This is a genomic window from Streptomyces sp. NPDC031274 (assembly GCF_055570235.1).
On record NZ_JBVIHP010000012.1, the window covers coordinates 80372 to 102174 of the forward strand.

The following is a 21803-nucleotide window of genomic DNA, read 5'->3' on the forward strand; positions in this document are numbered from 1 at the left end:
TGGGGCTAGGGCTGGGGCTGGGGCTACGAGGGGCAACGCCTGATCCCTCGTGCCGGGCGGCCGTCACCCGGTGGCGGACATCTCCCGGCGCCGGGCGGCGTCCTCGTCCGTGCTCGCGTCGTACGAGAGCAGCTTCGGCAGCACCGCTGTCAGCGCGGCGACCGAGGCCACGCAGGCGAGGCCGCCCGACCAGATGGCGGTGCGGGTGCCGGTCCAGCCCGCGGCGGCACCCGCCCGGACCTGGCCCAGCTGCGGGCCGACGCTGTAGGAGAGCACCTCGATACCGGCGAGCCTGCCCCGCAGCTCGTCCGGGATCGTCTGGTTCCAGATCGTGGAGCGGCCGAGCCCGCTGAGCATGTCGCCCGCGCCCGCGAGCGCCAGGCACACGAGCACCAGCCAGATGTTCGCGAACCACCCGGCCGCCATGATCGCGAGCCCCCAGCCCGCCGCCCCGAACACGACGAGCAGCCCGTGCCGCCGTACGCGTGACGTCCACCCGCTGGTCAGGCTGAGCAGCAGCGAGCCGACCGCCCCGGCCGCGTACATCAGGCCGAGCGCCCACTCGGCGTTCAGCTCCTCCGCGAGGAACGGGAAGATCGTGTTCGGGAAGGCGAAGAACATCGCCGCCATGTCGATCGCGTACGTACCGAGCAGCACCGGCCGTGACCACGCGTACCGCGCGCCCTCCGCGAGACCCCGCAGGGACGGCTTCTCCGCGTCGTGCGCGGGAGGCGCGGGCGCGATCCGGGTGCACAGGGCCACGGAGACGGCGAAGCAGGCCACCGTCACCGCGTACGCGGGTGCGTGCCCGGCGTACGCGACGACCACGCCCGCCAGCGAAGGGGCGGCGATCGCGCCGACGTTCCAGCGCAGTGAGTTGAGCGCGGTGGCGGCGATGAGCTGGTCGTGCGGCACGATGCGGGCCATGAGGGAGTCGAGCGCGGGGCGTTGCAGCCCCGCGAGCGCGGAGACTCCCGCCGCCACTACGTACAGCGGCCAGAGCAGCGGCTCGGGGAGCAGCGCGTTCACGAGCAGCACGGCGGCCAGCAGCCCGAGTCCCGCCTCGGTCAGGAGAATCACCTTGCGCCGGTCGACCGCGTCGGCCAACGCGCCCCCGTAGAGCCCGAAGACGATCAGCGGCACCAGCTCGACCGCGCCCATCGCCCCGACGGCGAGCGGCGAGTCGGTGAGGTCCTTGATCTGCAGCGGCAGCGCGACCAGGGCCATGAAGCTGCCGAAGGTGGTGACGAGCCCCTGGACCCAGAGCAGCCGGAAGTCACGGGTGGAGCGCCAGGGGGAGAGGTCGGGCAATATCGAGGAGAGAGACACGAACAGCCATGCTCAGCGCGGCGGGGGACGCGGGGCAACCGATTTCTCCGGGCGGGGCGCCTTCTGTGCCGACCCTGGGCCGCCGCTGTGCCGGGCGGGGCGCCTTCCGTGCCGACCTGGGCCGCCGCTTCGCGGCGGATCTTTTCCCGCTCACCCGCCCGATTACCCCGCATAACAAGACTCTCGTCCCCGAAGCGGCCGCTCAGGCGAGTGACGTCACGTGACGTCACCACCGTGCCGGAGGCGGCGCCGTCAGTTGGTCGGCCAGGCGGGACAGCCGGTCCCGCAGCCTCCTCCGCCCCCGCGCGGCAGGCAGTGAGTTCTCGCCGGCCGCCGCGCTCACCAAGTGCTGGACCATGTCCAGGTCGAGCTCGGGCGACTCCGGCACGGCGAGAGCTTCGTGAGCCATGGCTCGCAGATCCCCGTGCCCCGAACCCAGGGCAAGCACGGTCGCCCCCGCCGCACGCGCGTCGTGCACCCGCTCCAGCAACCCCGCCCCCGGCGGCCGCTCCGGCGTGTCCGGCGCCACCACGAGCAGCGTCTCACCGCGCCGTGCCGCCTCGATCCGGCCGAGCCCGGTCGACAGATGCGCGGGGTCACCCTCCCGCACCCGGTGGCGTACGAGTGTCGGCGTCAGTTCCGGCGTCCCGGACCACGCCGCCTCGTCCACGAGATGCGCGGCCAGATGCCAGGGTTCGTACTCCTGCGTGCCCACGAGCAGCAGCCCGCCCCCGTGCGGCACCACGGAGGACCGCAGTGTCCCCGCGAAGCGGCGCGTCGCGCCCACCCACTCGGTCCCGGCGAGCACTTCGCGCAGCAGCGCGACCCGTACGGCGTCCATGGGGCCGCATCCTGCCCCAACGCAGGAGTCGTCAGGCGGAGTTCACCGGGAATTCGCCCGAGGTGGGGAATGACCGGGGATGGCTGATGAGACATCTGTTCCCTTCCGGGCCGGGCGTGAGGGCTACGCGAGCTTCCGTATCCCCGCCGTCGTGGTCACGAACTCTGGCTCTCTCCTCGCCTTCTGCGAGGGGAGGGTCGGCTCGCAGGAGGACTTCGGCAACATCGACGTCGTACTGAAGCGGTCCGGCGACGGCGGCCGCACCTGGGGTCCGCTCCAGGTCGTCGCCAAGAACGGCGACAACCTCGCGGGCAACCCCGCACCCGTCGTCCTCGGCACCGGCCGGATCCTCCTCGTCCACGTCCGCAACGCCGCCGCCGCGACCGAGGACGCCATCCGGCGCGGCACGGTCTCCGCGGCGAACGGGCGGCGGATCTGGGTGCAGCAGAGCGACGACGACGGCCTCACCTGGTCGGCCGCCCGGGAGATCACCGGGCAGGTGAAGAAGGCGAACTGGCGGTGGTACGCGACCACACCCGGCCACGCGATCCAGCTGACCGGTGGCGCGGGAGGAGGAGGCGAGAGCCGCGGCCGGGTCGTCGTGCCCGCCAACCACTCCCTGCCGCCGACCGGTACGGACAACGGCACCGAGGGCAAGTACAACGGCGGCCACAGCCTGCTCAGCGACGACCTCGGCCAGACCTGGCGCATCGGCTACACCGACGACAACACCGACGGCTATGTGAACGTGAACGAGACCACCGCGGCCGAACTCCCGGACGGCCGCCTCTACTTCAACACCCGCAACGACTCCCCGGCCCCCGGAACCCGCGCCGACGCCCACTCCCGCGACGGCGGCCAGAGCCTGGTCAAGCCCTTCCGGCCGCAGGCCGGGCTCGTCGGCCCGGTCGTCGAATGCGGCGTGCTGCAGCTGCGTACGCCGGACGTGCTGTTGTTCTCCGGTCCCGCCGACCCTGGCTTCCGTGCCCTGATGACGGTGCGCCGCAGCCGCGACGGCGGCACCACGTGGCAGGACGCGTACACCGTGGACGGGCTGCCCGCCGCGTACTCCGATCTCGTCCGGGTCGACGAGGACACCGTCGGACTCCTCTACGAGACGGGTGACTTCAGCGCGTACGAGACGATCACCTTCCGGCGGATACCGGTGACCGCGCTGGCCTGAGCCGAGCGGCGGCCGGGCGGTGAGTAAGGTCGGCCGCATGACCTCTAACGACAGTGTGCAGAAGGCTCCGGCGAAGGATCCCTGGGAGCTGCCCGACGTCTCCGGGCTCGTCGTCGGCGTGCTCGGCGGCACCGGCGACCAGGGCCGCGGCCTCGCCTACCGCCTGGCCCGCGCGGGCCAGAAGGTGATCATCGGCTCCCGCGCGGCCGAGCGGGCGCAGACCGCCGCCGACGAGCTCGGCCTCGGCGTCGAGGGCGCCGAGAACGCGGAGTGCGCGCGGCGCAGCGACATCGTGATCGTCGCCGTGCCGTGGGACGGGCACGGCAAGACCCTCGAAGCGCTGCGCGAGGAGCTGAGCGGCAAGCTCGTCATCGACTGCGTGAACCCGCTCGGCTTCGACAAGAAGGGCGCCTACGCCCTCAAGCCCGACGAGGGCAGCGCCGCGGAGCAGGCAGCCGCCCTCCTTCCGGACTCCAGGGTCACGGCCGCCTTCCACCACCTGTCGGCCGTCCTGCTCCAGGACCCGGCCGTCGAGGAGATCGACACCGATGTGATGGTCCTCGGCGAGGTCCGCGCCGACACGGACCTCGTCCAGGCGCTTGCCGCGCGGATCCCCGGTATGCGGGGCGTCTTCGCCGGGCGGCTGCGCAACGCGCACCAGGTCGAGTCCCTGGTGGCCAACCTGATCTCCGTGAACCGGCGGTACAAGGCGCACGCGGGGCTGCGCGTGACCGACGTCTAGGACGTAGCGGGCATGGGGGACACTGGGTGCGGACGCCGTCCGCGCACGTCGCTGCGCGCGGTGTCCCCGCGTCACCCGAACCGACCCCCGACAGGAGCCGACCCCCATGCCCCGCCTCGCTCTCTACGCCCTCACGGTCTGCGCTCTCGCCGTCGTGGCGGCCGTGGTCTCCTTCGTCCAGGGCAACTGGATCGGCGTCGTCTGGGTGCTGCTCGCGGGCCTCTCGTCGAACATGGCGTGGTACTACCTGCGCCGGGCGAAGGCCGAGCGGAACGCGCGCGCCGCTACGGGTTGAGCGTGCAGTACTGGCTCGGGTCGCCGTCCCAGAAGCGGTAGAAGTCCTGGCCGCAGTAGGTCATCAGGTCGTTGACGCCGAGGCCGCGCAGGATCGCGTCGATCGCGTCGAAGAACGCGCCGTTCACCTCGGGGATCCACAGGATGCCGAAGACGGCGATCAGGCCGAACGGCGCGAACGGCTCCACCTGGCGGCGGATCTTGTGCGAGAGCCAGGGCTCGATGACTCCGTAGCCGTCGAGGCCGGGGATGGGCAGCGAGTTCAGGATCGCGGCCGTCACCTGGAGCAGGGCCAGGAAACCGAGCGCGAACCGGAAGGTGTCCGGGACGCCGGAGAGCGCGTCGAGCCAGAAGGGCGCGGTGCAGACGACCGCGAAGAGCACGTTGGTGAGCGGTCCGGCGGCCGAGATCAGGCTGTGCTTCCACTTGCCGTGGATCCGGCCCCGCTCGATGAAGACGGCGCCACCGGGCAGACCGATCCCGCCCATGATCACGAAGAGCACCGGGAGCACGATGCTGAGCAGCGCGTGCGTGTACTTGAGCGGGTTGAGGGTCAGATAGCCCTTCGCGCCGATGGAGATGTCGCCGCTGTGCAGGGCGGTGCGGGCGTGCGCGTACTCGTGCAGACAGAGCGAGACGATCCAGGCCGCCGTCACGAAGAGGAAGACGGCGATCCCCGGATTGTTCGCGAATCCGGTCCATACGGCCCAGCCGGAGACCGCGGTGACGGCGGCGATCCCGAGGAAGACGGGGCTGATCCGCCGGTCGCTGCGTCGGGTGGGAGCGGTGGTCATGGGGCGGGGCTCCTGGGTCTTGCGGGCCGGTTGTCGTACGGGACCGTACCCCGGCGTACGACGAAAACGTCTCGCACTCGGTGGGGAGTTCCAGGGAGGGTGGGGGCATGGTGCTGTGGAACGTGCGGGACGAGGACCGGGGGCAGGGGTACCTTCGGCGGGAAGTGGGGGTGCTGGTTTCGCTCGGGGTACTGGAAGTCGACGTACTCGACGTACTGGAACTCGACGTACTGGAAGACGACATCTGACCGGCGGCCCTCCCTCACCGCGGGCACGCAGGGATGCGGCCCGGCAGCGCTCGACGACGGACCTCGCGGCGCCGGTGACCGACGCGCGCCCAGGCCCGGCGCGGCACCCGATACCGCCCCTCACCTCCACCGGAGACAATGGACCCCGTGCGCTACCGCATTCTCGGCACCACTCAGGCGATTCAGGCCGACGGCACCCCCATCCCCGTCGGCGGCACAAGGCTGCGCGCTCTCCTGACGGTCCTCGCCCTCCGCGTCCCCCGCCCCGTCCCGGCGTCCGTGCTCGTCGACGAGGTGTGGGACGGCGATCCGCCCGCCGACGCGACCGGCGCGCTCCAGGCACTGGTGGGGCGCCTGCGCCGGGCCGTCGGCGCCGGGGCGATCATCTCGACCGACGGCGGCGGCTACGCGTTGTGCGCCGGGCCGGACGACATCGACCTGTACCGCTTCGACCGCCTCGCGGGCGAGGGGGTGAACGCCCTCGCGGACGGCGACGCGGCCAAGGCGGCGATGCTCCTGGACGACGCCCTCGCCCTGTGGCAGGACCCCGCGCTCGCCGACCTCCCGGACCGCACGGCGCGGGCCGCCCGGTGGGAGTCCCGCCGACTCGAAGCCCGCCGCGCCAGGCTCGCCGCGGCCCTCGCCCTCGGCCGGGCCGAGCAGGCACTGCCCGAGCTCGCCGCCCTGTGCGACACCCACCCCCTCGACGAGCCGCTCCAGACCCTGCGGCTGCGGGCGCTGCGCGACGCGGGCCGCCCGGCGCAGGCGCTCGCCGCGTACGACGAAGTGCGCCGCCTCATCGCGGACCGCATAGGTGCCGACCCTGGGCCCGAACTGCGCGCCCTCCACGCGGAGTTGCTGCGACACGAAACCCCGCATCCGCCGCCCGCTCAGCCCCGCCCGCCGCAGCGGGCGCAGGGCAACCTGCGGGCCAGGCTCACCTCCTTCGTCGGCCGCGAGGGCGACATCGAGACCATCCGGGGCGACCTGGCGCAGGCCCGCCTCGTCACGCTGCTCGGGCCCGGCGGCGCCGGGAAGACACGGCTCTCGCAGGAGGCGGGCGAGGTCTACGCGGGGGGCGTGCCCGACGGCGTATGGCTGGCCGAACTCGCGCCGGTCGAGGACCCGGACGCGGTGCCGGAGGCCGTCCTCACCGCGCTCGGCGCCCGTGAGACGGTGCTGCGCGGCGCGGGCGCCGAAGAGATGCGGGCCGTGTCGGACCGGCACGGCGACGACCCCGTCGTACGCCTCACCGAGCACTGCGGGCCCCGCCGCATGCTCCTGATCCTCGACAACTGCGAGCACGTCATCGACGCCGCCGCCCGCCTCGCGGACCGGCTGCTCGCGCACTGCCCCGGCCTCACCGTCCTCGCCACGAGCCGTGAACCCCTGGGCGTGCCGGGGGAGTTGCTGCGCCCCGTGGAGCCCCTGCCGGAGCCGATCGCGCTGCGTCTGCTCGCGGACCGCGGCGCGGCGGCGCGCCCCGGCTTCCGTATCGAGGACGACCGGTCGGCCGCGGCGGAGATCTGCCGGCGCCTTGACGGTCTGCCGCTCGCCATCGAACTGGCCGCCGCCCGGCTGCGCATGCTCACCCCCCGGCAGATCGCCGACCGCCTGGACGACCGCTTCCGTCTCCTGACGAGCGGCGCCCGCACGGTCCTGCCCCGCCAGCAGACCCTGCGCGCGGTCGTCGACTGGTCCTGGGGCCTCCTCGACACCTCCGAGCGCACCGTCCTGCGCCGCCTCTCCGCCTTCTCGGGCGGCTGCGACCTGCCCGCGGCGGAGGCGGTGTGCGGGGCCCCGGCCGAGCCCGACGGCGGGACGGGTGTTCAGCCGCTCGACGTCGCCGACGTGCTCGGCTCCCTCGTCGACAAGTCCCTTGTCGTCGCGGCCCCTTCGCCGCAGGGCGTCATGCGCTACCGGCTCCTGGAGACCGTGGGCGAGTACGCGCGCGAGCGGCTCGACGAGGCCGGTGACCGCGCCGCCGCCGAGCGGGCCCACCTCGTGTACTTCCGCGAGTTCGCCAGGCTCACCGAACCGCGGCTGCGGGGCGGCGGACAGCGGCAGGCCGTCGAGGGGCTCGAGATCGAGTACGAGAACCTGCGCACCGCCCTGCGGCACGCCGTCGCCGCCGGGGAGGAGCAGGAGGCGCTCTGTCTGGTCCTCTCGCTCTCCTGGTTCTGGACGATCCGTGACCTGCGCGTCGAGATCCGCAACTGGTCCCGCGACGTCGTCGCCCTTGGCCCTGACCCCTTCGCCCGCCCCGTCACCCCGGTGGAACCGCTCTACGAACGCTGTACGGACGCCCCGCTGCCGATGCGCCCCGAGGTGCTCGAAGAGGCGCGTCGCGGAGTCCATCTCATCCAGCTCTCCTGCATGGACATGAACCTGGAGGCCTGGCAGACGCCCGAGTCCGTCGAGAGACTCGCGGGCATCCGGGAGGCGTACCGGCCGGGTCTTCCGCAGACCTGCTGGTCGCCGGGGAGCCTGTGGTTCTTCGCGGTGCTGCTCGAGGGGGACATCACCCAGCTGTACGACCTCATCGACGCGACCATCGCCACCTGCCGCGAGCTCGGATACGACTGGGAGCTCGCCGCGTCCTTGCAGCAGCGCGCCAACATCCTCGCCAACCGCGCCGACTGGGCGGGCGACGCCCGCCGCGACGCCGACGAGTCCCTGGAGATCTTCACCCGGCTCGGCGACGTGTGGGGCATGGCCGAGGCGCTCTCCTCGCGCGGCGAGGCCAATGAGCGGCGCGGCCGGTACAGCCTCGCCGCCGATGACTTCGCCGCCGCCATCGAGCACGCGGAGCGGCTGGGCGCCCCCGCGCAGGTGAGCGTGCTCACGGCCCGGCTCGGGGCGGCGCTCGCCGAGGCGGGCGAACTGGCCCGGGGCGAGGAGCTGCTCTGGTCGGTCATGGAGCGCGACGGCAAGGGCGGCCACACCGGCGAGTCCCTGCCCGCCGCCCGGTTCTTCCTCGTCGACCTGCTCGGCCGCACCGGGCGGACCGCCGAGGCGCGCGAACAACTCCGTCTCCTCCAGGAGGAGTTCAAGGCTGTCCAGTTCGTCATCTTCGAGGGTTTCACGCTGGGCGCCGAGGCATGGCTCGACACGGTGGACGGCCGCTACGCCGAGGGTCTCGGCACGGCGCGCAGGGGGCTCGACAAGTCCCTCGACCCGCTGACCAAGATGATGGCGCCGCAGATGACCTCCGTCCATCTCTCCACCGCCGCCCGTGCCCTGGCCGCGCTCGACGGCGGCCGGCACGCCGCCGACGCCGCGCGGCTGATCGGCGTCGCCCGCCGTGAGCTGCCCGCCGGTCACTTCGCCGCCGCCGCGGAGCGCGAGATCCACACGGCGGCCGAGGAGTCGGCGCGCGCGGCACTGGGTGACACCGCGTACGAGGCCGCGTACGAGGAAGGCGGCGGCCTCTCCGTGGAGGAGGCCGCCGCTCTCTGCGACAGGTACATCACCGGCTAGCGGATCGGCACTCAGCTCTTGGTCACTCAGTGCTTGGTCACTCAGCTCTTGGTGCGGAACTTGTGGATCGCGATCGGTGCCATCACCACCGTGAGCACCACCGACCAGCCGACGGTCACCCAGACGTCGTGGGCGACCGGGCCGCCCACCATCAGGCCGCGCGCGGAGTCCGCGAGCGAGGACAGAGGGTTGTAGTCGGTGAAGGCCTGCAGCCAGCCCGGCATCGACTGAGTCGGCGCGAAGATGGACGACCCGAACTGCAGCGGCATCAGGACCAGGAAGCCCATCGCCTGCACGGACTGGGCGCTCTTCAGGGCGACGCCGAGGACCAGGAAGATCCACATGATGGCCGAGCCGAAGAGTGCGGACAGACCCACGGAGGCGAACAGACCGCCCCAGTTCGTGATGTCGAAGCCCACCAGGACACCGACGACCATCATGACCGCCGTCGCGACGAGCATCCGCATGAGCTCCACCACGATCTTGGCGAAGAGCACCGAACCCTGACCGATCGGCAGGGTGCGGAAGCGGTCCATGATGCCGTTCTGGAAGTCCTGGTTGAAGCCGGTGCCGACGGCCATGGCGATGTTCATGCTCATCATCGCCATCATGCCCGGCACCACGTACTGCACGTACTGGTCCTGGCCGCCGCCGAGCGCCTGCCCGATGGAGCCGCCGAAGACGTACACGAACAGGAGCGTGAAGACGATCGGCATCAGGATGGCGTCGAGCATCGACTCCGGGTCCTGACGGATCCACAGCAGATTGCGCCGGACGAGCGCGCTGGTGTGGCGCACGTGGTCGCGAAGACCGATACGGGCGTCGGCCTCTCCCTGGTGGAGGGGCGGCGCGAGAGTGGTGCTGCTCATACGGCAACCTCCTCCAGTTCGGGGCGGACGTCCTGCGGGGCGCTGGCCTTGTGGCCGGTGATGGAGAGGAACACCTCGTCCAGGCTGGGCAGTTCGGTGGTGATCGCGCCGATCGTGATGCCGCGCGCGGTGACCGCGCCGACCACGGCGGTGAGCTGCTCGTCGCTGAGGATCGGCACCAGGACCGTGCCGGACTCGGCGTCCACGGTCGAGGTGGCGATGCCGGTCAGACCCATGTCGTCGAGGGCGCCTGCCAGTGGGTGCAGCTCCAGCGGGTCGGCCGGGCGGATGCGCAGGGTGCGTCCGCCGACCTTCGCCTTCAGCTCGTCGATGCCGCCGTTGGCGATGACCTTGCCGCGGTCGATGACGGTCAGCTCGGAGGCGAGCTGCTCGGCCTCCTCCATGTACTGGGTGGTGAGCAGCACGGTGACGCCGTCGCTGACCATGCGCTTGACCTCGGCCCACACCTCGTTGCGGGTGCGGGGGTCGAGGCCGGTGGTCGGCTCGTCCAGGTAGAGGACGGACGGGTTGCCGATCATCGACGCCGCGAGGTCGAGACGCCGGCGCATGCCGCCGGAGTACGTCTTGGCGGGGCGGTTCGCCGCCTCGGTGAGGGAGAACCGCTCCAGGAGGGAGTCGGCCTTCGACCTGGAGTCCTTGCGGGAGAGGTCGAGGAGGCGCCCGATCATGTACAGGTTCTCGCGGCCCGAGAGCTTCTCGTCCACGGCCGCGTACTGGCCGGTGAGGCCTATGACACGGCGGAGTTGGCGGGGCTGCTTCATGACGTCGTAGCCGGCCACGAAGGCCGAGCCGGAGTCCGGGACGACGAGGGTGGAGAGGCAGCGGACGAGGGTGGTCTTGCCTGCGCCGTTCGGGCCGAGGACACCGAGGACGGTGCCCTCGCGTACGTCGACGTCCACGCCGTCCAGTGCTTTGGTCTCGCCGTAGTGCTTGACCAGTCCCCTTACGGTGACGGCGTTTCCGGCGCCGCCGGGGGTGTTGTCGATTCGCTTCATGCCGGAAGAATGGCAGCCGCCACCGACAAACCGCCGACAGGCCGCCGACACCTGCGACCGGTGGGGCCGACACCGCTTGTTTTCCACGCCGGGTGGGGCCTCGCCGGGCGGGCGGGCGTGCGCTCTCCCTGTCCCGCCGCTTCGCGACGGATGTCTCCCGCCCACCCGCCCGATCGCCCGGCGTTTGTCCCCTGTCCCGCCGCTTCGCGACGGACGTCTCCCGCCCACCCGCCCGATCGCCCGGCGTTTGCCTCCTGTCCCGCCGCTTCGCGACGGATATCCCCCGCCCACCCACCCGATCACCCGGGGTAATCGGGTGGGTGGGCGGGAGACATCGCCGCGAAGCGGCGGACGAAAGAGCCCGCAACACGCAGCGGCGGACGCGAGGAACCGACGCGAGGAACCGGGCGGGGCCACCCGGTGACCTCACCAGGTGGCCCCGCCCGGTGAGGGAAGGCGACGCCCAGCAAGTCACACGCCGCAAGCCAAACGTCCCACCCGCCCCGCCCCCCGGCGAGAGAAAAGCGGACAGCCCGTCGACGGGGGGAGTTCGACGGGCTGCCGGTGGTGCCGCTATGGCTCAAGCGCCGAGCGCAAGCGCGCCCAGCCGTATCAGTGGACCGAGTGCTCCGCTCAGTGGACCGAGTGCTCCGCGGCGGGGAACGCCCCGCCCACCACATCCTCCGCGAACGCCCTGGCCGCGCCGGTCATCACGGCCCGCAGATCCGCGTACTGCTTCACGAAGCGCGGCATCTTGCCGCCGGTGAGGCCCAGCATGTCCGTCCAGACCAGGACCTGCGCGTCGCAGCCGTCGCCCGCGCCGATCCCGACCGTCGGAATGCTCAGCGACCGCGTCACCTCGGCCGCCAGCTCCGCGGGGACCAGTTCGAGGACGACCGCGAACGCCCCCGCGTCCTGCGCGGCCTTCGCGTCGCTCAGCAGGCGGTGCGCCGCCTCGTCGCCGCGGCCCTGCACGCGGTAGCCCATGGTGTTCACGGACTGCGGTGTGAGGCCGAGGTGGGACATGACCGGGATGCCGGAGGAGACGAGCAGCTCGGTCTGGGGGAGCGAGCGTTCGCCGCCCTCCAGCTTCACCGCACCGACCCCGGCCTCCTTCACCAGGCGCGTCGCCGAGCGAAGGGCCTGGACGGGTCCCTCCTGGTACGAGCCGAAGGGCAGGTCGCCGACGATCAGGGCGCGTGACGTGCCCCGTACGACGGCCGCGGACAGCATGGTCATTTCGTCGAGGGTGACGGGCACGGTGGTCTCGTACCCGAGGTGACAGTTGCCCGCCGAGTCGCCGACCAGCATCACGGGGATCCCGGCCTCGTCGAAGACGGACGCGGTCATCGCGTCGTACGCGGTGAGCATGGGCCACTTCTCGCCCCGCTCCTTGGCGGCGGTGATGTCCCGGACGGTGATGCGGCGGGTGCCCTTGCCTCCGTACAGCGCCTTACTGCTGCTGTCGGGGGACTGGGCGGGCTGGGCGGACTGGCTCGCGGGGGTCCCCGCAGGCTGGGTCTGGGCAGCCGAAAGTTGCGTCATCGCAACGGCTCCTTCTCTTATCTCGAGGCGCCCTGACGGCGTCCCCGGATCCTCTCCATGGTGGCATCGCGTGCCGTCCGTCGGCTAGTGGACCCTTCGGTAAAGTCTTTACAATACGAGACGGTCTCGTATCGGAATGGGCCTAGCCTGGGAGTCATGACTACTCCCGCGGGTGCCACCCCGCGCATACCGGAAGCCGTACACCGGCGCCGTTGGGCGATCCTCGGCGTCCTGATGCTGAGCCTGCTGATCGTGGTGCTCGACAACTCGATCCTGAACGTCGCCATCAAGACGATCTCGACCCCGGCGCCCACGGGCCTCGGCGCCACCCAGAGCGACCTGGAGTGGGCCATCAACGCCTACACACTGGTCTTCGCAGGCCTCCTCTTCACGGCGGGCCTGCTCGGCGACCGGCTCGGCCGCAAGAAGATGCTGCTCGTGGGCCTCGCCGTCTTCGGCGTCGGCTCCGCGCTCGCCGCCGAGTCGGGATCGTCCCTCCAACTCATCCTGTTCCGCGCGGTGATGGGTTTCGGCGCCGCCTTCGTGATGCCCGCCACCCTCGCCGTCCTGATGAACGTCTTCGAGCGCGACGAGCAGCCCAAGGCCATCGGCATCTGGGCGGGAGGTGTCGGCCTCGCCATCGCGATCGGGCCCATCACCGGCGGCGTACTCCTCGACCACTTCTGGTGGGGCTCGGTCTTCCTGGTGAACGTGCCGATCGTGATCATCGCGATCGGACTGATGATCTGGCTCGTGCCCGAGTCGCGCGACCCCAAGCCGGGCCGCATCGACCTGTTCGGCGTGGCCCTGTCCATCGTCGGCCTCGTCCTGCTCGTCTACGGCATCATCAAGGGCGGCCAGCTCGCCGACTTCACCGACCCCACCGTCCTCGCGACCATCGCCCTGGGCCTCGCCGTACTCGTCGGCTTCGTGCTGTACGAGAAGCGCAGCGATCACCCCTCCATCGACATCTCGTATTTCAAGAACCGTGTCTTCTCCGCGGCGATCAGCTCGCTCGCGCTCGTCTTCTTCGCCCTGATGGGCGTGACGTTCTTCGCGGTCTTCTACACGCAGAGCGTGCGCGGCTACTCACCTCTGCAGACCGGCCTGTTGATGCTGCCGCTCGCCGCCGCGCAGATCATCTTCGCGCCGCGCGCCCGCCTCGTCGTCGACCGCTTCGGCGTCCGCGCCGTGTGCTCGGGCGGGCTGTTGCTCCTGTCCGCGATGCTCGCCGCCTTCACGATCCTGGAGGCCGATACGCCGATCTGGATCCTGGAGGTCATGTTCTTCCTGATGGGCACCGGCATGGCGCACACCATGACGCCCGCCAGCGTCGTCATCATGCAGGCGCTGCCCCGCGAGAAGGCGGGCTCCGCCTCCGCGCTGAGCAACACCTTCCGCCAGGTCGGCGGCGCACTGGGCATCGCGGTGCTCGGCTCCGTGCTCTCCGCGGCCTACCGCAGCGGCGTGGAGGACAAGCTCACCCTGCTGCCCGCCGGCATACGGCACACCGCGGGCGAGTCCATCGAGGCCACCCTCGGCGTCGCGGCCAAGCTCGGCCCGCGCGGTGAACCGCTGGTCGCAGCGGCCCACGACTCCTTCCTGCACGCCATGCACATCACGGCGCTCTGCGGCGCGGGTGTGGCTCTGATCGGCGTCGTGGTCGTCGCCCTGTTCCTGCCGGGCCGCACGCCTCAGGAGCCGGAGGCGGAGCAGAAGGAGACCGACACGGTGGTGGATGCGGGGCACTGACCAGGGGGCCAGGGACCGGGGGCCAGGAGGTCAGGGACCAGGGGCCAGAGGTGCGGTAGTGACGGGGGTGCCGGGCCGGGCAGGAGGGACAATCGGCCTGGCAGAGCGTCGGACGACGAGAGACGGAGCACACAGACGTGGCCCACACCGCCAAAGGCGTCCGAGGACGCCCCCGCAGCGAGGCCGTGGAGCGGTCGATCGTCGAGGGCGTACTGAAGATGATCGAGGACGGTGTGCCCCTCGCCGACCTCTCCATCGAACGGATCGCGCGCACGGCGGGTGTCGGCAAGGCCACCATCTACCGCCGCTGGAGCGGCAAGGAGGAGCTCTTCGTCGACATCCTGCGCGGCATCGACGACCCGCCGCCCGAGCTGGCCGGGGAATCGATGCGCGGCGACATCGTCATCCTCCTCGACCACCTGCGCAGACGCGGCGTGAACATGAGGTCGTCCGCGCTCCTGCACAACGTGTTCGCGCAGATGAAGAGCCTCCCGAAGCTGTGGGAGGCATACCACGCGACCGTCGTCGAACCGCAGCGCCGCGTCATGATCGGCGTGCTGCGCCGAGGCGTCGAGAACGGCGAACTGAACGCGGACGTCGACATCGTGCTCGCCAACGACCTCTTCGTCGGCCCCATGCTCGTGCGCACCGTCCTGCGCTCCGACGCGCCGCTCGACGAGGACCTCGCCGAGCGGATTGTGGACACTGTTCTCGCGGGCCTGCGGCCCCCGGAGTGAATGTGAGTGTTTTGTTACAGAGGCCCGTTGTGCGGTGAGATGTGGAACTCGCCGCGCCACACCGCTCGTCCTCGTCCCGTACGGCCGTCACGAACGGCGGGGAGGACACCCGTTCATCGCCTAGGGTTTCAGGGCGAGGACGGTTGCACGGCATCAGTGAGGCGACGAGCGTATGGCGCAGGCGTATGTGACGGAGACGGGTAGCGGCGGTTCGGAACCGGGCCGCCAGGGCTCCCGGTTCCGGCGCCTGGTCGAGGGATGGCGCGGCGACCGGGGCATCTGGAGGCGTGGGCTCGTCACGGCCGGGGTCGCGCTGCTGCTCGCCCTGGTGATGCTCTTCCACGCACAGATCCCGAACGGCATCGGCAACCTCGGCAGCCTCATCGAGACGTTCCTGCCCTGGCTCGGCATCCTCGTCCCGGTGCTTCTCGTCATCGGATTCGTCCGCAAGTCCGCCACCGCGCTGATCGCCGTGCTGCTGCCGGCCGTCATCTGGGTGAACTCTTTCGGCGGCCTGATCTACGACAAGTCCGGTACGGGCGGCGATCTGACGGTCGCCACGCACAACGTGAACGCGGAGAACGGCGACCCGTCGGGCACCGCCCGTGCTGTCGCCGCGTCCGGTGCCGACGTCGTGGCCCTCGAGGAGCTCACGGCGGGCGCCGTCCCGACGTACGAGAAGGCTCTGGCGGGCACCTACAAGTACCACTCGGTGCAGGGCACGGTCGGCCTGTGGAGCAAGTACCCGCTGACCCGCACCAAGCCCGTCGACATCAAGCTGGGCTGGACGCGCGCGATGCGCACGACGGTCGACAGCCCCAAGGGCGAGGTCGCCGTGTACGTCGCCCACCTGCCGTCGGTACGGGTCAAGCTGGACGCGGGCTTCACCGCCAACCAGCGTGACGCGAGCGCCGACGCGCTGGGCGAGGCGATCGCCGACGAGAAGCTCTCCAAGGTCGTGCTGCTCGGTGACCTGAACGGCACGATGAACGACCGTGCCCTGAACGTGGTCACCTCGCAGATGCGGTCCACGCAGGGCGCGGCGGGCGACGGCTTCGGGTTCAGCTGGCCGGCGTCGTTCCCGATGGCGCGGATCGACCAGATCATGGTCAAGGGCGTCGAGCCGCTGTCGTCGTGGACGCTGCCGGAGACGGGCAGCGACCACTTGCCGATCGCGGCACGCCTTCAGCTCTAGGGCCTCTGGTCTAGGGCCTCTGGTGTGGAGCAGGACGGGGCAGTTCCCGCCCGCGGGCCCGTCGTGGCTGGTCACGCGGTTCCCCGCGCCCGCCCCTTCGTACGCTCCTGCCACACAACGCACATCCGTTCTTAACCTCACGGAATACTGGGCCTGAGAGGCTTTGTTCCGCTAGTAAACTTACGGAACACCCGTCCCCCTCGCAGCTCTCCCGCTGCTCCTCCGCATTCCTCTCGCGCTCCCCGGAAGGTTCTTCATGCCCCTGGCCCTGCTCGCCCTAGCTGTGGGCGCCTTCGGCATCGGCACGACCGAGTTCGTGATGATGGGCCTGCTGCCCAATGTCGCCGACGACCTGGGCATATCCATCCCCACCGCCGGTCACCTGGTCTCCGCGTACGCCCTCGGTGTCGTCATCGGTGCCCCGCTGCTCGCCGCCGTCACCGCACGCATGCCGCGCCGCCGGGTCCTCATCGGCCTGATGGTGCTCTTCGTCGCGGGCAACGCGCTCTCGGCCGCGGCCCCCGACTACCACTGGCTGATGGCCGCCCGCTTCCTGAGCGGCCTCCCGCACGGCGCATTCTTCGGCGTCGGCGCGGTGGTCGCCACCGGCCTGGTGGCTCCCGAGCGCAAGGCGCGCTCGGTCTCGCTCATGTTCCTCGGCCTGACCGTCGCCAACATCGTGGGCGTGCCCGTGGCCACGGCGATGGGGCAGCAGCTCGGCTGGCGCGCGACGTTCCTCGCGGTCAGCGCGATCGGCCTGGTGGCGATAGCGGCCCTGGCCTTCCTCGTCCCCGCCGACCACGGCCACGGCGAGAGCGGCGGCCTGCGCGGCGAGATCCGGGCGCTCGGCAGCGTTCCGGTGTGGCTCGCGCTCGGTACGACCGTCGCCGGTTTCGGGGCGCTGTTCTCCGCGTACAGCTATGTGACGCCCATGCTCACGGACGCGGCGGGCTACGCCGAATCCAGCGTCACGCTGCTGCTCGCGCTGTTCGGCGTCGGCGCGACGGCGGGCAACCTGCTCGGCGGCCGACTCGCCGACCACTCCCTGCGGGGCACGCTCTTCGGCGGACTCACGGCGCTTGTCGTGGTCCTCGCCCTGTTCCCGCTCCTGATGGGAACGGCGTGGAGCGCCGCGATCGCGGTGACGCTGCTCGGCATGGCGGCGTTCACGACGGGTTCGCCCCTGCAGCTGATGGTCATGGAGAAGGCGTCCGCGGCCCCGTCCCTCGCCTCGTCCGCGAACCAGGCCGCGTTCAACCTCGCCAACGCGGGAGGAGCCTGGATCGGCGGCCTCGCACTGGCCGCGGGCTTCGGCGTGACGTCACCGGCGGTGGCGGGCGCGGTCCTCGCGGTGCTCGGCCTCGCCGTGGCCGCGGTGGCGTATCTGGTGGACCTGCGGTCGCCCGCGCCTGTGGTGGGCAGCGAGCGGCTCGTGGCTTCGGGGGAGCCCCTGCGGGAACCGTCCCGCCGCTAGTGCTCCTGTGCTCCCGTGTTCCTGTGGTTCCTGTACTCCTCGTTCTCGGGTGACGTGTGGGTGGGCGGCCGATCCGCCGCCTCGCGGCGGATCTTCCCCCACCCACCCGGCACCGTCAGACGGACTCCCGCCACCGATTGGTGATCGGCAGCCGCCGGTCCTTGCCGAACCCCTTCGCGGAGATCTTCGTGCCCGGCGGGTACTGCCGCCGCTTGTACTCGGCGGTGTCCACCATCCGCAGCGTCTTGACGACCAGCTCCCGGTCGTACCCGGCGGCCACGATCGCGTCCGCGCCCTGGTCGCGGTCGACGTACATCTCCAGGATCGCGTCGAGGACGGGATAGTCCGGCAGCGAGTCCGTGTCCACCTGGTCGGGCCGCAGCTCCGCGCTCGGCGGCTTGCTGATGGAGTTCTCCGGGATCGGCGGGGTCTGCCCCCGGTCGACGGCCGCGCGGTTGCGCCACTCGGAGAGCCGGAAGATCAGGGACTTGTAGACGTCCTTGATCGGCCCGTACGCCCCGACCGAGTCGCCGTACAGCGTCGAATATCCCACCGCGAGCTCGGACTTGTTGCCCGGCGCGAGGACGATGTGACCCTCCTGGTTGGAGAGGGCCATCAGCATCGTGCCGCGCAGCCGTGACTGGAGGTTCTCCTCGGCGAGGCCGGTCAGGCCGAGCGACCCCATGTACGCGTCGAACATCGGGCCGATCGGCACGGTCCGGAAGTTCAGCCCCGTCCGCCCGGCCAGGTCTTCCGCGTCGCTGATGGAGTGGTCCGACGAGTAGCGCGACGGCATGGCGACGCCGTACACGTTCTGTGCGCCGAGCGCGTCGCAGGCGATCGCGGCGGTGAGCGCGGAGTCGATGCCTCCGGAGAGGCCGATCAGAACGCTGCTGAACCCATTCTTCGCGGCGTACGCACGCAGCCCGACGACCAGCGCCGAGTACACCTCTTCGTCGTCGTCGAGCCGCTCGGCGTACCCGCCGGTGAGCTCGGGATCGTACGCGGCGAGGGGTTCCTGCGAGACGGTGACGTGCTCGATCCGCAGACCGTCGTCCACGACGCCCGACGGCGGCTCGGCAGCGGCCGCGGGCAGCTCCAGATCGAGGACCACGCAGCCCTCGGAGAACTGCGGCGCCCGCGCGATGACTTCGCCGTCCCGGTCCACGACGACCGAGTCACCGTCGAAGACGATCTCGTCCTGGCCGCCGATCATGGCGAGGTAGGCGGTGGTGCAGCCGGCTTCCTGCGCGCGCTTGCGCACCAGCTCAAGGCGCTGGTCGTCCTTGTTCCGCTCGTACGGCGACGCGTTGATGGAGAGCAGGAGGCCCGCCCCCGCGGTGCGCGTCGCCGGAACGCGGCCGCCGTCCTGCCAGAGGTCCTCGCAGATGGCGAGCGCCACGTCGACGCCGTGCACGCGCACGATCGGCAGGGTCTCGCCCGGCACGAAGTAGCGGAACTCGTCGAAGACGCCGTAGTTCGGCAGGTGGTGCTTGGAGTACGTCAGGATCGCCTCGCCGCGGTGCAGCACGGCGGCGGCGTCACGCGGGGCGCCCGCGGGCTGGCCGTACTTCGGCTTGGCCTCCTCGGTGCGGTCGAGATAGCCGACGACGACCGGCAGCTCGCCGTACCCCTCGTCGTTCAGCCGCGCGGCGAGCGTGCGCAGCGCCTCCCGCGATGCGTCGACGAAGGACGACCGCAGGGCGAGGTCTTCGACGGGATAGCCGGTCAGCGCCATCTCGGGAAACGCGACGAGGTGCGCTCCCTGCTCGGCGGAGTGCCGGGTCCAATGGACGATCGCCTCGACGTTCCCGGCGAGATCGCCGACGGTCGAGTCGATCTGATTCAGGGCGAGGCGTAGTTGAGGCACGCGGCCCAGTGTAATCGTCAGAGCGACGCGATGCCCCCCGGGGCGGGTGTGGGGCGCCCCACTGAAATGGGGCGCCCCATAGGGTCGCCGGTCAGCGGCGGTAGCCGAGGACCGTCATCATTCCTGCCTCCGAGTGGTAGACGTTGTGGCAGTGGATCATCCACAGGCCCGGGTTGTCGGCGTCGAAGTCCACCGTCAGGGTGCCGTTCGGCAGGATGACCGCGGTGTCCTTGCGGGGGCCGCCCGCCACGTTCGCCAGGCCGAACGTGTGGCCGTGCAGATGGACCGGGTGCCACATCGCCGTCGAGTTGGCGAAGACCAGACGGACGCGTTCGCCCGCGCGGACGGGGTGGCGCTGGTCGGGGGAGTAGGGCTTCTTGTCGAAGGCCCAGTCGTACTTCGCCATCCCGCCGGTCAGTTGGATCCTGATCGTCCGGTCGGGCTTGCGGGACCGGAGGGCCACCGACCGGGCCGCCCGCAGCTTGTCCGCCGTCAGGAGGCGGCCCTTCAGCTCCTTGGGCCGGGTGGAGGCGGAGGGCGCCGCGCCACCGCCCGTGCGCAGGACCGCGAGGCCGGACGCCTTCTTGCCCTCGGCCGCCGCGGTGAGCGGAAAGGCGCCGTCCTTGGCGGTGACCAGGACGTCGTAGCGCTCGCCCATGCCGAGCAGCAGCGCGTCCGTCTTCGCGTGCTCCACCGGGAAGCCGTCCGTGTGCGTCACCGTCATCTCGTGGCCGCCGAGCGCCACCCGGAAGGCCGTGTCGCCGCCCGCGTTGATGATGCGCAGGCGGATGCGGTCGCCGGGGCGGGCCTTGAAGGAGGAAGGGGCGTCCGGTGTGCGGCCGTTGATCAAGTAGTGCGGGTACGCCACGTCGCCCGCGTCCCCGCCGAGGAGGTCGCTCTTGGCGCCCATCATCATGCGGGAAGGCCTTGAGGGCTTGGTGCCGGGCTCGGTGTCTGGCTTGGGTGTCGCGTCGGTCCGCAGCGACATGTTGGACATGTCGTGGCCGCCCATGTCGTGGCCACCCGTGTCGTGGTCGCTCATGCTCTTGCTGAGCTCGGCGAGTACGCCGTCCGGTGTCGAACCGTCCACCCCGTCGACCCAGTCGTCAAGGACGACGACCCACTCCTTGTCGTACTTCAAGGGCTCCTTGGGGTCCTCGACGATCAGTGGCGCGTACAGACCGCGGTCCTGCTGCGTGCCCGAATGGGGGTGGAACCAGTACGTCCCCGGGTGCGGCACCGCGAAGCGGTAGGTGAAGTCGGCGCCCGGCTTGACGGCCTTCTGGGTGAGGCCGGGGACGCCGTCCATGTCGTTGCGCAGGGCAAGGCCGTGCCAGTGCAGGGACGTGGCCTGGGGGAGGTGGTTGGCGAGCGTGAGGGCGAGGGTGTCGCCCGCGGTGACGCGGACCTCCTTGCCGGGCAGCTGATCGCCGTACGCCCAGGTGCTGACCGTGCGGCCGCCGAGGTCGAGCTTGGCCTTCATGGCCATGAGCTTCACCTCGCGGACCGCGCCGCCGCGGGCTCGCTTCTTCTCCGCGTCGGCGACTTCCTTGCCGGACGGATCGACATAGCCCTCGGGGCGGCCCTCGGGGCGCGCCTCGGGCTCGGAGCCGCCGCCGTGCCCGGCATGGCCGGAGTCCTGACCGGAGCCGGAACAGGCCGTCAGGATTCCCGAACCGGCGACGGCGGTCGCGGCGCCGAGCAGGGTGCGCCGCGAAGGGGTTCGATTCGAAGGGGTTCGATTCGAGGGGGTGCGCAGGGGTTGAGTGCGCATGGCTGAGTACACCTCGTCTTGGTGGTGCGTGCGGAGGGGCGCATCTGCTGCTTCTGACACACGGCTCGCTCGACACCCGGAGGTTCCCGCCAATGGCTGAGGACCACACCGGGGGAGGGCAGCGCGAAGCAGCTGGTGCGTCGGCCTAAATGCGCAGCACGGAGAGGCGCGAGAGGAGTATGCGGGGCGGCGGCGGATTGGGCCGAAGCCCGTCGAGCAGCCGGGCGAGCGGACGCGCGGGAGCGGTGAAGCCGCCGGGGCGCAGCAGTCCTGCCTTGAGGAGCAGTACGAGGGTGAGCGCGGCAAGGACGGCCAGGCACACGGAGAGCGGGTCCATCCCGCCCATTCCGGCGGGTGCGGATGCGGCGGCCACGTGAGCCGAAGTCGCTTCGGGCGTGCCCGACGTCATCTCTGACGCCATGCCGCCCGCGTTCATCTCATGCTGACCGGCGGCTCGTTCGGATAGATGTTCGATCTGCCCGCTTGCGCTTGCGCTTGTACTCCCGCTGCCGTGGCCGGTCGGGTGGCCCAGCGTATGCATCGTCACGATGCCGAAGAGCAGCGCGGCGAGCAGCAGGAGCTGTCCGCCGTTCGCTGATCTCTTCGATCTCTTCGTGACCGCCATGAGCGGAACCTTACCCCCGGCGGGTATGCGGCAAC

At 71.1% G+C, this 21803-nt stretch carries 18 protein-coding genes; 9 read left to right on the plus strand and 9 right to left on the minus strand.

The window, feature by feature from the left end:
* Positions 1-63 precede the first annotated feature (63 nt).
* Positions 64-1329, minus strand: coding sequence for an MFS transporter (locus ACZ5CR_RS20400; protein WP_468859349.1), 1266 nt, complete (start codon positions 1327-1329; stop codon positions 64-66).
* 226 nt (positions 1330-1555) lie between these two features.
* Complete coding sequence (locus tag ACZ5CR_RS20405; RefSeq protein ID WP_468859351.1) at positions 1556-2170, minus strand: hypothetical protein; 615 nt, start codon at positions 2168-2170, stop codon at positions 1556-1558.
* A 79-nt stretch (positions 2171-2249) separates the two neighbouring features.
* On the opposite strand from ACZ5CR_RS20405, the gene ACZ5CR_RS20410 reads away from it, so the two are divergent.
* The 3 genes from ACZ5CR_RS20410 to ACZ5CR_RS20420 all read left to right on the plus strand — a co-directional run bounded on the left by ACZ5CR_RS20410 (position 2250) and on the right by ACZ5CR_RS20420 (position 4390).
* Complete coding sequence (locus ACZ5CR_RS20410) at positions 2250-3353, plus strand: sialidase family protein (protein ID WP_468859353.1); 1104 nt, start codon at positions 2250-2252, stop codon at positions 3351-3353.
* Positions 3354-3390: 37 nt separating this feature from the next.
* The gene (npdG, locus tag ACZ5CR_RS20415; protein WP_468859355.1) at positions 3391-4095 is read left to right on the plus strand and encodes an NADPH-dependent F420 reductase; all 705 of its coding nucleotides are present in this window, start codon (positions 3391-3393) and stop codon (positions 4093-4095) included.
* Positions 4096-4201: 106 nt separating this feature from the next.
* Complete coding sequence (locus ACZ5CR_RS20420; RefSeq protein ID WP_468859357.1) at positions 4202-4390, plus strand: hypothetical protein; 189 nt, start codon at positions 4202-4204, stop codon at positions 4388-4390.
* On the opposite strand, the gene ACZ5CR_RS20425 is transcribed toward ACZ5CR_RS20420, so the two are convergent.
* Positions 4380-5183 (minus strand): site-2 protease family protein, encoded by an 804-nt coding sequence (locus tag ACZ5CR_RS20425; RefSeq protein ID WP_468859359.1) that lies wholly within the window; start codon positions 5181-5183, stop codon positions 4380-4382. The two genes, ACZ5CR_RS20420 and ACZ5CR_RS20425, sit on opposite strands and share 11 nt — an antisense overlap.
* Positions 5184-5290: 107 nt before the next feature.
* On the opposite strand from ACZ5CR_RS20425, the gene ACZ5CR_RS20430 reads away from it, so the two are divergent.
* Positions 5291-5431 carry a hypothetical protein gene (locus ACZ5CR_RS20430; RefSeq protein WP_468859361.1) on the plus strand — a complete coding sequence of 47 codons (141 nt, stop codon included), beginning with the start codon at positions 5291-5293 and terminating at the stop codon, positions 5429-5431.
* A 138-nt stretch (positions 5432-5569) separates the two neighbouring features.
* Positions 5570-8911, plus strand: coding sequence for an AfsR/SARP family transcriptional regulator (locus tag ACZ5CR_RS20435; protein ID WP_468859363.1), 3342 nt, complete (start codon positions 5570-5572; stop codon positions 8909-8911).
* Between the two features lie 41 nt (positions 8912-8952).
* On the opposite strand, the gene ACZ5CR_RS20440 is transcribed toward ACZ5CR_RS20435, so the two are convergent.
* The 3 genes from ACZ5CR_RS20440 to panB form a co-directional block, all read right to left on the minus strand.
* Positions 8953-9780 carry an ABC transporter permease gene (locus ACZ5CR_RS20440; protein ID WP_468859365.1) on the minus strand — a complete coding sequence of 276 codons (828 nt, stop codon included), beginning with the start codon at positions 9778-9780 and terminating at the stop codon, positions 8953-8955.
* The gene (locus ACZ5CR_RS20445) at positions 9777-10796 is read right to left on the minus strand and encodes an ATP-binding cassette domain-containing protein (protein WP_468859367.1); all 1020 of its coding nucleotides are present in this window, start codon (positions 10794-10796) and stop codon (positions 9777-9779) included. The genes ACZ5CR_RS20440 and ACZ5CR_RS20445 overlap by 4 nt, the downstream gene beginning before the upstream one ends.
* 633 nt (positions 10797-11429) lie before the next feature.
* The gene (panB, locus tag ACZ5CR_RS20450; RefSeq protein WP_468859368.1) at positions 11430-12341 is read right to left on the minus strand and encodes a 3-methyl-2-oxobutanoate hydroxymethyltransferase; all 912 of its coding nucleotides are present in this window, start codon (positions 12339-12341) and stop codon (positions 11430-11432) included.
* Between the two features lie 156 nt (positions 12342-12497).
* On the opposite strand from panB, the gene ACZ5CR_RS20455 reads away from it, so the two are divergent.
* The 4 genes from ACZ5CR_RS20455 to ACZ5CR_RS20470 all read left to right on the plus strand — a co-directional run bounded on the left by ACZ5CR_RS20455 (position 12498) and on the right by ACZ5CR_RS20470 (position 17499).
* A complete protein-coding gene (locus ACZ5CR_RS20455) occupies positions 12498-14093 on the plus strand; it encodes an MFS transporter (RefSeq protein ID WP_468859369.1) in 1596 nt (531 codons plus the stop codon).
* 218 nt (positions 14094-14311) lie between these two features.
* On the plus strand, positions 14312-14830 hold the full coding sequence (locus tag ACZ5CR_RS20460; protein WP_468859598.1) for a TetR/AcrR family transcriptional regulator: 519 nt from the start codon (positions 14312-14314) through the stop codon (positions 14828-14830).
* A 172-nt stretch (positions 14831-15002) separates the two neighbouring features.
* Positions 15003-16025, plus strand: coding sequence for an endonuclease/exonuclease/phosphatase family protein (locus tag ACZ5CR_RS20465; RefSeq protein ID WP_468859370.1), 1023 nt, complete (start codon positions 15003-15005; stop codon positions 16023-16025).
* A 256-nt stretch (positions 16026-16281) separates the two neighbouring features.
* A complete protein-coding gene (locus ACZ5CR_RS20470) occupies positions 16282-17499 on the plus strand; it encodes an MFS transporter (RefSeq protein WP_468859372.1) in 1218 nt (405 codons plus the stop codon).
* A gap of 115 nt (positions 17500-17614) precedes the next feature.
* Here ACZ5CR_RS20470 and ACZ5CR_RS20475 read toward each other — a convergent pair whose 3' ends face one another.
* From ACZ5CR_RS20475 to ACZ5CR_RS20485, 3 genes are all read right to left on the minus strand, one after another.
* Positions 17615-19369: an NAD+ synthase gene (locus ACZ5CR_RS20475; RefSeq protein WP_468859373.1), complete on the minus strand. Its 1755-nt coding sequence runs from the start codon at positions 19367-19369 to the stop codon at positions 17615-17617.
* A gap of 91 nt (positions 19370-19460) precedes the next feature.
* Positions 19461-21143, minus strand: a complete 1683-nt coding sequence (locus ACZ5CR_RS20480; RefSeq protein ID WP_468859375.1) for a multicopper oxidase family protein — start codon at positions 21141-21143, stop codon at positions 19461-19463.
* 145 nt (positions 21144-21288) lie between these two features.
* Positions 21289-21768, minus strand: a complete 480-nt coding sequence (locus ACZ5CR_RS20485; RefSeq protein WP_468859377.1) for a hypothetical protein — start codon at positions 21766-21768, stop codon at positions 21289-21291.
* Positions 21769-21803: the final 35 nt, after the last annotated feature.

Coding starts and splice junctions, on each gene's coding strand:
- ACZ5CR_RS20405 (WP_468859351.1), bottom strand. CDS start 2,170: ATGGACGCCGTACGGGTCGCGCTGCTGCGCGAAGTGCTCGCCGGGACC.
- ACZ5CR_RS20410 (WP_468859353.1), top strand. CDS start 2,250: ATGGCTGATGAGACATCTGTTCCCTTCCGGGCCGGGCGTGAGGGCTAC.
- npdG (WP_468859355.1), top strand. CDS start 3,391: ATGACCTCTAACGACAGTGTGCAGAAGGCTCCGGCGAAGGATCCCTGG.
- ACZ5CR_RS20420 (WP_468859357.1), top strand. CDS start 4,202: ATGCCCCGCCTCGCTCTCTACGCCCTCACGGTCTGCGCTCTCGCCGTC.
- ACZ5CR_RS20425 (WP_468859359.1), bottom strand. CDS start 5,183: ATGACCACCGCTCCCACCCGACGCAGCGACCGGCGGATCAGCCCCGTC.
- ACZ5CR_RS20430 (WP_468859361.1), top strand. CDS start 5,291: ATGGTGCTGTGGAACGTGCGGGACGAGGACCGGGGGCAGGGGTACCTT.
- ACZ5CR_RS20435 (WP_468859363.1), top strand. CDS start 5,570: ATGGACCCCGTGCGCTACCGCATTCTCGGCACCACTCAGGCGATTCAG.
- ACZ5CR_RS20440 (WP_468859365.1), bottom strand. CDS start 9,780: ATGAGCAGCACCACTCTCGCGCCGCCCCTCCACCAGGGAGAGGCCGAC.
- ACZ5CR_RS20445 (WP_468859367.1), bottom strand. CDS start 10,796: ATGAAGCGAATCGACAACACCCCCGGCGGCGCCGGAAACGCCGTCACC.
- panB (WP_468859368.1), bottom strand. CDS start 12,341: ATGACGCAACTTTCGGCTGCCCAGACCCAGCCTGCGGGGACCCCCGCG.
- ACZ5CR_RS20455 (WP_468859369.1), top strand. CDS start 12,498: ATGACTACTCCCGCGGGTGCCACCCCGCGCATACCGGAAGCCGTACAC.
- ACZ5CR_RS20460 (WP_468859598.1), top strand. CDS start 14,312: ATGATCGAGGACGGTGTGCCCCTCGCCGACCTCTCCATCGAACGGATC.
- ACZ5CR_RS20465 (WP_468859370.1), top strand. CDS start 15,003: ATGGCGCAGGCGTATGTGACGGAGACGGGTAGCGGCGGTTCGGAACCG.
- ACZ5CR_RS20470 (WP_468859372.1), top strand. CDS start 16,282: ATGCCCCTGGCCCTGCTCGCCCTAGCTGTGGGCGCCTTCGGCATCGGC.
- ACZ5CR_RS20480 (WP_468859375.1), bottom strand. CDS start 21,143: ATGCGCACTCAACCCCTGCGCACCCCCTCGAATCGAACCCCTTCGAAT.
- ACZ5CR_RS20485 (WP_468859377.1), bottom strand. CDS start 21,768: ATGGCGGTCACGAAGAGATCGAAGAGATCAGCGAACGGCGGACAGCTC.